The sequence below is a fragment of the Streptomyces sp. T39 genome (assembly GCF_008042045.1).
Taxonomy (GTDB): domain Bacteria; phylum Actinomycetota; class Actinomycetes; order Streptomycetales; family Streptomycetaceae; genus Streptomyces.
Genome location: NZ_RDBP01000044.1, coordinates 116,879 through 125,875, shown reverse-complemented (window position 1 = coordinate 125,875; position 8,997 = coordinate 116,879). Strand labels below are relative to the sequence as shown.

At 71.8% G+C, this 8,997-nt stretch carries 5 protein-coding genes; 4 read left to right on the top strand and 1 reads right to left on the bottom strand.

Annotated features, from left to right (window positions below; all coding sequences use genetic code 11):
- Positions 1–86 precede the first annotated feature (86 nt).
- Complete coding sequence (locus EAO77_RS29560) at positions 87–3,353, bottom strand: LamG-like jellyroll fold domain-containing protein (RefSeq protein WP_147991393.1); 3,267 nt, start codon at positions 3,351–3,353, stop codon at positions 87–89.
- A 564-nt stretch (positions 3,354–3,917) separates the two neighbouring features.
- Between EAO77_RS29560 and EAO77_RS29555 the strand changes: the two genes are divergently transcribed.
- From EAO77_RS29555 to EAO77_RS29540, 4 genes are all read left to right on the top strand, one after another.
- The gene (locus EAO77_RS29555; protein WP_147991392.1) at positions 3,918–5,003 is read left to right on the top strand and encodes an ABC transporter substrate-binding protein; all 1,086 of its coding nucleotides are present in this window, start codon (positions 3,918–3,920) and stop codon (positions 5,001–5,003) included.
- A gap of 158 nt (positions 5,004–5,161) precedes the next feature.
- A complete protein-coding gene (locus tag EAO77_RS29550; RefSeq protein WP_147991391.1) occupies positions 5,162–6,886 on the top strand; it encodes a sugar ABC transporter ATP-binding protein in 1,725 nt (574 codons plus the stop codon).
- Positions 6,883–7,860: an ABC transporter permease gene (locus EAO77_RS29545; protein ID WP_147991390.1), complete on the top strand. Its 978-nt coding sequence runs from the start codon at positions 6,883–6,885 to the stop codon at positions 7,858–7,860. The genes EAO77_RS29550 and EAO77_RS29545 overlap by 4 nt, the downstream gene beginning before the upstream one ends.
- The gene (locus EAO77_RS29540) at positions 7,857–8,903 is read left to right on the top strand and encodes an ABC transporter permease (protein ID WP_147991389.1); all 1,047 of its coding nucleotides are present in this window, start codon (positions 7,857–7,859) and stop codon (positions 8,901–8,903) included. The genes EAO77_RS29545 and EAO77_RS29540 overlap by 4 nt, the downstream gene beginning before the upstream one ends.
- The last annotated feature ends 94 nt before the right edge of the window (positions 8,904–8,997 follow it).

The window sequence follows — 8,997 nt, the reverse complement described above, 5'->3', positions numbered from 1 at the left end:
GGTGGCCGGGGGCCGGTGCCGCGGGTGCGGTCGCACCCGCCGCACCGGCCCCGGTGGGCTGTTCGCCAGGATCCGGGCGAAGGGCCCTACGGCTGCTCCTGGATGTGGAGCGTGCTCACCTCCTCGGCGGTGAGCGCCTTGTCGTAGGCGTGGACCTGGTCCACGGCGCCGTGCCAGAAGTCGACGTTGTTCCCGCCCCACCTGGCACGTCCGACGGCCAGCGGGCCGGTGCTCACGTCGGCGGGTCCGGCGGCCGCGGTGGCGGCGAGCCGGCCGTCGAGGTAGAGGCGGATCTCGCCGGCCTCGCGGACGCCGACGAGGTGGTACCAGCGGCCGGTCTCCGGTGCGGTCTCGACCCGTGCGCGGTGGGCACCGGGGGTGCTGAAGGCGAAGGCGCCCTGACCGTACTGGAGGTAGAAGGGGTTCTCCTGGCGGCGGCCGTCCTGGCTGACGGCGGTCGCGTAGTTGGACGGCACGGAGTCCAGCTTCACCCAGGCGGCGACGGAGTAGTCGCCGGTGGTGTCGAGGACGGGGCCCTCGGTCTGGGCGAACTGGCCCTTGCCGTCGAAGGACAGGGCGCTGCCGCTGACTCCGGGCGCCCAGGTGGTGCCGTCGCCGAGGTGCAGGGGCAGGGCGTTGGGGCCGGTGTCCTTCGCGGTGGTGCCCCGACCCTCGTCGAGGGACCAGGAGCCGCCGCCCTTCAGCAGGTCGCGGTCCCCGGCGGCCGCGCCGGCGGCGATGACCTTGCGGTTGATGTCGCGGACGCGCACGGGGTCGACCTTGATCTCGCGGCGGTCGTACGTATAGAGGCCGTTGAGTTCGTTCTCCAGGTCGGAGATCTGGGTGTAGACGGAGCCGGAGAGTTCGGCGCCGGCGGCCTCCAGGTAGAACTTCTCGGTGTTCTCGACGTACTTGCGGGTCAGCGCCTCCTTGTCGGCGACGCCGCTGTAGATCACGGTCGGCGTGCCGGGCCACATGTGGCCGGGGGTGCGGAGGGTGAATCCGCCGTGCTCGCCGTCCATCGCGGCGCGGGTCCCGTCCGGGTGGGCCGGGTCGGTGTTGTTGTAGTCGTGGTGGTCGATGATGTCACCGCGGCCCGAGTCACCCTTGGAGTTGCAGCAGTTGACACCGCTGTGGGCGTTGACGACACGGGACGGGTCGGCGGCCTCGACCTGGTCGGTGATCCGTCCGGTGGCCTCGCGGTCCCACTCGCCCCAGCCCTCGTTGAAGACGATCCAGCCGATGACGGAGGGCGCGTCGTGGTGCTGGCGCATCATCTCGCGCCCCTGGTCGACGAAGGCCTTCTGGCCCGTCTCGTCGGTGTAGTTGCCGGAGACGAAGTCCTGCCAGACCAGCAGTCCGAGCTTGTCCGCGTGGTAGAACCAGCGGGCGGGCTCGACCTTGATGTGCTTGCGGACGGCGTTGAAGCCGAGCTTCTTGTGGGCCTCCAGGTCGAAGGCGAGGGCCTTGTCGCTCGGCGCGGTGTAGAGGCCGTCGGGCCAGAAGCCCTGGTCGAGCGTGGCGAGGGAGAAGACGGGCTTGTCGTTGAGGACCAGCTTCGGGTAGCCGCCGACCTTCTCGACGGCGATCTTGCGCATGCCGAAGTAGCTGTCGACGCTGTCGGAGGACCTGCCGTCGACGAGCTTCACGTCGAGGTCGTACAGGTACGGGTCGTCCGGGCTCCACAGCCGCCGGCCCGCCACCGGCAGGCGCAGTTCCTCGTTGGCCGGGCCGCTGACCCGGCCGACGACCTTGCCCTCGGCGTCCCGAGCGACGGCCTCGACACGGGCCTTCGGCGAGGCGGTGCCGGACCGGACGGTGACGGCGAGGCTGCTGGTGTCGATGTCCGGTGTGGTGACGATGTCGTCGACGGCGACGTCGGCGACCGGTTCCATCCAGACGGTCTGCCAGATGCCGGACGACTGGGTGTAGAAGATGCCGCCCGGGTTGGTGGACTGCTTGCCCATGGGCTGGTTGGCGCCGCCGGTGTCGGTGACGGCGACGACGATCTCCTGCGGTCCGCTGCCCTTGAGGGCGTCGGTGACGTCGGCGGTGAAGGCGTTGTAGCCGCCGGTGTGGTCGGCGACCTGCTTTCCGTTGACGAAGACGCGGGCGCGGTAGTCGACGGCGCCGAAGTTCAGCTTGAGGCGGTTGCCCTTGCCGACCTTCCAGCCCTTCGGGACCTCCACCAGCTTGCGGTAGAACATGTGGTCCTCGTGCCGCTCGATCCCGGAGAGCTGGGACTCGACCGGGAACGGCACGACGATCTTCTCGTCGAGGCTCTTGCCGAAGACCGGCTGCTCGCCCGCCTCGGCGCCGCTGAACTCCCAGGGGCCGTTGAGGTTCTGCCAGGCGCTGCGCACCTGCTGCGGCCGCGGGTACTCGGGGAGCGGCTTCCTGGTGTCGACCTTGTCGCCCCAGGGGGTGGTGAGGCGGTGGGTGGAGGTGTTGAGGGCCGAGCGGATGATCTCGGGCACCGTCTCGCCGCCGGCCGTGAGGCCGCCCTTGCCGTCGTAGGTGACGCGCACGGACTGGTTCTTCTGGATCGGCTCGCCGAGGGTGACCACGAGGGAGTCGCGGTCGCCGCGGGCCGCGGCCACGGACTTCACCGGCATGGCCGTGGTGTCGGCCTCGATCGTCAGGTGCTCGGCCAGGCCCCGGATGCCGGCGACCGCGTTCTCGAACCGCGCCCGCAGGGTGCGGCCGTCCTCGCCGACCGTCAGCTCGACGGGGTAGACCTCGAAGTCGGCGGGCGGGGTGAACGCCGACTCCGGCACCAGCTGCTTGGGCAGCGTGGGCGTGGACCAGCGCAGGAACAAGTTCGCGCCGCCGACGTCCTGGAACATCTCCATGCGGAAGTCGACCTTCTGGCCCGCCGTCAGCCGCACCGGCGCGCTGGTCTGCTCCCGGTCCCAGTCCCCCACCCAGTGGTCGATGACGGGCTTGCCGTCGATGAAGAGGCGGAAGCCGTTGTCGCCGATGCCGTAGAAGGTGTAGTCGCCGGTGGCCGGCGCCTCGATGCCGCCCGTCCAGCGGGCGGTGGTGTGCTCGGCCGCCCCGGTCAGCGTCTCGAAGGTGGTGGTGAGACCGGGAAAGTTGATCTGCGGGTCGAGCGAGGTGCCACCGAGCTCGGCGAAGTCCCGTGCTCCGGGTGCCGACATGCCGAAGTACTCGCCCTTGAGGCCGTGCACCTCGATGGCGGCCCTCTCGGAGGAGGAGGCGGACGCGAAGGTGCCGGCGGGCGGCTCGGCGGCCGCGGCCGTGGGCAGCAGGGCGCCGGTGGGCAGCACCAGGGCGGCCGCGGTCAGCAGCGCCCACAGTCTCGTTCGGGGGCGGGTCTGTCGTTGTGTCATCGAATCTTTCCTCGTACAGAGGGGATCGGAGCCGGACGGGCAGGGGGCCGGACCGGCTGAGGAGCCCGCGTCACGACGGCTGGACGCCGCGCGCCACGACGGACCGGCCGTCGGGGGGCGACAGGTGACGGACTCCTGCCGAGGGCATGGCACGGCCGGACACCGGTACGGGGGTGCCGGTGTCCGGCGCCGCAGGCCATTCCAACGATGGAAAAATGAGGTGCAGCGGAATGACAGCACGCCTCTCGGCGACTGTCCAGACCCCGCGCACCGACGAGTTGGGGCGATCGCCACAACCGGGCGCCACAGGGGAAGGACACGGTTTCGTCATGTACGCGAAACGTGCCGCAGAACTCTTGCAGCCCGAGCTCCGACCCGGTTATAACGTTGGAAAGCCGAAGCCGCCGACGTGCTCGTAGCGGCTCCGCGCCCCGTACCTCACCGGTTCGGGCGGACGGTGCACGTCTGCCGCGCACCCGGACCGGCCGGCTCCCGTCCACTCACCTTCCCCGCCAGACCGCACGCCACTCGGCGGTGCTGTCCCCCGCCAAGGAGTGTCCTCAGATGACCCTTCCGCAGAGATCACGCACGTTCGCCGTCGCCTGTGCGCTGGCCGCCGCCACCGTGCTGGCCGTGTCCGGCTGCGCCAAGTCGGAGACCTCTGACAGCGCCGGCGGCGACAGCAGCCAGGCCGCCCAGGCGGCCGAGACCCCGGCGGCGTCCTCGGGCGACGGCTGCACCCTCGAGACGTACGGCGCGCCGAAGCTCGACCTGAAGAACGCCGTCGTCGGCTTCTCCCAGTCCGAGAAGGAGGCCAACCCGTTCCGGATCGCCGAGACCCAGTCGATCAGGGACGAGGCCGCCAAGCTCGGCGTCAGGAAGCTGCTCACCACCAACGCGCAGTCCCAGCTGTCGAAGCAGATCAGCGACATCCAGGACATGCTCTCCCAGGGCGCCCAGTTCCTGATCGTCGCGCCGCTCAACTCGGACGGTCTGGAGCCCGCGTTCCAGGCCGCCGCGGCGAAGAAGGTGCCGGTCCTCACCATCGACCGCAAGGTCAACGCCACGGCGTGCAAGGACTACCTGGCCTTCCTCGGCTCCGACTTCGTCGAGCAGGGCAAGCGCGCGGCCGACGCGATGATCAAGGCCACCGACGGCAAGGGCAAGGTCGCCATCCTGCTCGGCTCGTCGGGCAACAGCGTGACGACCGACCGGACCAAGGGCTTCGTCGACCAGGTGAAGGCCGAGGCCCCCGGGCTGGAGATCGTCGCCCAGCAGACCGCCGAGTTCGCCCGCGACAAGGGCCAGCAGGTCATGGAGCAGCTGATCCAGTCCAAGCCGGACATCACCGCCGTCTACGCCGAGAACGACGAGATGGCGCTGGGTGCGGTCACCGCGCTGAAGGCGGCCGGGAAGAAGCCCGGAAAGGACGTCAGGATCGTCTCCATCGACGGCACCCGCAACGCGATCCAGGCTCTCGTGAACGGCGAGCTCAACGCCGTCATCGAGTCCAACCCCCGGTTCGGCCCGCTCGCCTTCGCGACCGCGCAGAAGTTCTACTCGGGCGAGGGGATCCCCGAGGACGTCATCATCGCGGACCGCGCCTACGACGCGGCCAACGCCAAGGCGTCCCTCGGCGGAGCCTACTGACGGCTCCCCGTCCCGCACGGGCCCCGGCACGCTCCGGGCCCCGAACGGCCCCGTCCGCCGGCCGCGGACGGCCCGGCCCGCTCCGGGCCGCCGCGGTGCTCCCTTCCCGTGGCGGCCCGGGCCCCACCGTGCACGATCGATCCCGGAAGGCCACGTGAATGGCACCCCCCGAAGCGGCAGCGTCCGCGGCGAGCGGCACACAGCCGCCGGCCGCGCCGACGGTGCTGGAGGCCCGCGGCGTCGGCAAACGCTTCCCCGGCGTCGTCGCGCTCGACGACGTCTCGTTCACCCTGCGCGCGGGTGAGAGCCACGCGCTCGTCGGCGAGAACGGCGCGGGCAAGTCGACCCTCATCAAGGTCCTCACCGGCGTGTACCGCCCGGACGGCGGCGAGTTGCTGCTGTCGGGCGAGCCGGTGTCCTTCGCCCGGCCCTTCGAGGCCCAGCAGGCGGGCATCTCCACGATCTACCAGGAGGTGAACCTGGTACCGCTGATGAGCGTGGCACGCAACATCTTCCTCGGCCGTGAGCCGAGGACCCGCCTGCGTCTGATCGACTTCCCGCGCATGCACGCCGAGGCGGCCGAGCTGCTCGGCGGGTTCGGTGTCACCGTCGACCCGCGCAGGCCGCTGCACACCCTGGGCATCGGCACCCAGCAGATGGTCGCCCTCGCCCGGGCGGTCTCCGTCAGGGCGCAGGTCGTCATCATGGACGAACCCACCTCGTCGCTCGAACCGCGCGAGGTCGAGACCCTCTTCCGGGTCATCGGCGACCTGCGGCGCAAGAACATCGCCGTCGTCTACGTCAGTCACCGGATGGACGAGCTGTACCGCGTCTGCGAACGGGTCACCGTGCTGCGCGACGGCCGGCACATCCACACCGGCGAGCTGGCCGGCCTGGACCGCGTCCAGCTGGTGTCCATGATGCTCGGCCGGGAGATCTCCGAGGTGCGCCGGCACGGCGTGACGAGCTTCGGCGAGGAGGGGCACGACATCGCGCGCACGCCCGTGCTCACCGCCGACGGTCTCTCCCGCAGGCACCAGCTGGACGGCGTCTCCCTGGAACTCCACCCCGGTGAAGTGCTGGGCCTCGGCGGCCTGCTGGGCTCCGGCCGCAGCGAGACCGCCAGGGCGCTGGCCGGCGCGCTCCCCCTCGACGCCGGCGAGATGACGGTCGGCGGCGCCCCCGTCGGACGGCTCACCCCGGCGAGCGCCATCCGGGCCGGGATCAGCCTGCTGCCGGAGGACCGCAAGGCCGACGGCATCGTGCCGGGACTCTCGGTGCGGGAGAACATCGTGCTCGCCGCGATGCCCCGGCTCTCCCGGGCCGGCATCGTCTCGCGGGCCCGCCAGGACCGCGTCGTCGACATCTTCATGAAACGGCTGCGCATCAAGGCGTCCAGCCCGGAGCAGAAGGTCGGCGAGCTCTCCGGCGGCAACCAGCAGAAGGTCCTGCTCGCCCGCTGGCTGTGCCTGGAACCGAAGGTGCTGCTGCTCGACGAGCCCACCCGCGGCATCGACGTCGGCGCCAAGGCGGAGGTGCAGGCACTCATCGACGAGCTGGCCCAGGAAGGGCTCGCGGTGCTCCTGATCTCGTCCGACATCGAGGAGCTCGTCGAGGGATCCGACCGGATCGTGGTGCTCCGCAACGGTGCCACGGCAGGCGAACTGACCGGCGAGCAGGTCGGGGAGCAGGCGCTGCTCGCCGTCCTCGCCGACCACTCCCCCGCGGCGGCGCCGGCCGGCGACGACCGCGCACCGGAGTCGAACGGCGGCCCCCGCGCCCATGCGCCGGACGCCGGAGAAGACGGTGGCGACGGTGCGGCCGCCGCCCCCGAGACGCACACCCCGGCCGGATCCGCGGCCGGCAAGGAGGACCCCCGATGACCACCCAGGCGACCGCGCCCGCGGCGCCGGCCCGACGCACGTCGCGCCCGAGCGTCCCCGCGTGGTTCCAGGAGTACGGCGTGTACGCGGCGGTCGCCGCGCTGCTGCTCTTCAACGCGGTCTTCACCGACCACTTCCTCACCACCGACAACCTCCGCACCCAGCTGATCCAGGTCGCCCCCATCGTCATCGTGGCGCTCGGCATGGCCCTGGTCATCGGCACCGAGGGCGTGGACCTGTCGGTCGGCTCCGCCATGGCGCTCGCCGCCGCGCTGCTGCCGCTCTACCTCGGCTACGGGCTGGTCCCCGCCCTGCTCGTCGCGCTGCTCGCGGGCGCCGTGGTCGGCGCGGTGAACGGCGCCCTGGTGTCCGTCGTCGGGCTGCAGCCCATCGTCGCCACCCTCGCGCTGTTCGTCGGGGGGCGCGGTCTCGCGCTCGTCATGGCGGACGGCCAGCTGAAGCAGATCGTCAACCCCGACCTGCTCGCCCTCGGCACCGGCAGCGTCCTCGGCGTCCCGCTGGTGGTGGTGATCGCCGCGGTGCTGGCCCTCGCGGTGGCCTTCCTCGTGCACCGGACCACCTTCGGACGCCAGATCGTCGCCATCGGCGGCAACCGCTCCGCGGCGGCCCTGGCCGGCCTGCCCGTCAAGCGCGTGCTGACCGGTGTCTACGTCCTGTGCGGTGTGCTCGCCGCGCTCGCGGGCATCCTCGCCACCGCCCGGCTCACCGCCAGCGACCCGTCGTCCCTGGGCAACCTCATGGAGCTCTCCGCGATCACCGCCGTGGTCGTGGGCGGGACCCCGCTCAGCGGAGGCTCCGTGCGGGTGCTCGGCACCGTCGCCGGGGCGCTGCTGATGCAGCTGCTGCGGGCGACGCTGGTCAAGCACGACCTGCCCGACTCCACCGCCCAGATGGCCCAGGCGGCGATCATCATCGCCGCCGTCTACGTCGCACGGGAGCGCCGATCCCGATGAAACTCTCCTCACCTCTCACGGCCTCCCCGGCGGGCGGCTCCGCGCCCCCGCCGCCCACCACCGCGGATCCGGCCGGCGCGGGCCCCTCGGGCCGGGAGCGGATCGCCGAACTCGTGCAGCGCCAGGGAGTGCTCGCGGTCCTGCTCCTCGTGATCGTGATCGCCTCGTTCGTCTACCCGACCTTCGCCACCCTCGACAACGCCCGCGGCGTGACGGTGCAGGCCTCGTTCCTCGCCATCGTCGCCCTCGGCATGACGCTGGTGATCATCACGGGCGGGATCGACCTGTCCGTCGGATCGGTCTTCGCCCTCGGCGGGGTGCTCGCCGCATGGGCCTCCCAGTGGGGCGTCGTGCCGGCGCTGCTGGTGCCGCTGGCCGTCTGCGGCGGCATCGGGCTGATCAACGGGCTGCTCATCGCACGGGCCGGCATGGCCCCCTTCATCGTCACGCTCGCCTCCCTGCTGGGGGCCCGCGGGCTGCTGCTCGCCCTCACCGACGAGGGCGCCACCACCTATCTGGTGCCCAAGGACTCGCTCTTCGCCGAGCTGGGCCAGGGCAGCGTCTGGGGCTTCGGCCACCCGATCCTCATCGCCCTGCTCCTGTTCGGCGCGGGCGGGCTGGTCCTCCAGCGGACCTCGTTCGGGCAGACGCTGTTCGCCGTCGGCGGCAGCAGCGACGCCGCGACCCTCATGGGCCTGCCGGTGGCCCGCGCCAAGATCATGGTGTACCTGCTGAGCGGCCTGCTGGCCGGTCTGGCCGGCGCGGTGAACGCGGCGCGGCTGTCCTCGGGCGTCACCATCATCGGCGCGGGCATGGAGCTCGACGCGATCGCCGCCGTGGTCATCGGGGGCACCCTCCTGGTCGGCGGCGCCGGGTCCGTCAGCGGCACCCTGTGGGGTGTGCTGCTGCTCGCGGTCATCCAGAACCTGATCAACCAGATCGGCTCGCTGAACTCCTCGTACCAGTCGGTCGTCAGCGGCGGGTTCCTTATCCTCGTCGTGGTCGCCCAGCGGTATCTGGCGCGAAGCCGAAGAACAGCGTGACCCGCCGGGGCTCCGCGCGGCCGTACGGCCGCCGGGGTCCCGGCGCCCCACACCGTCCCGGCCGGCGGGGCCCGGCACCGGGCGCCCCCGGCGG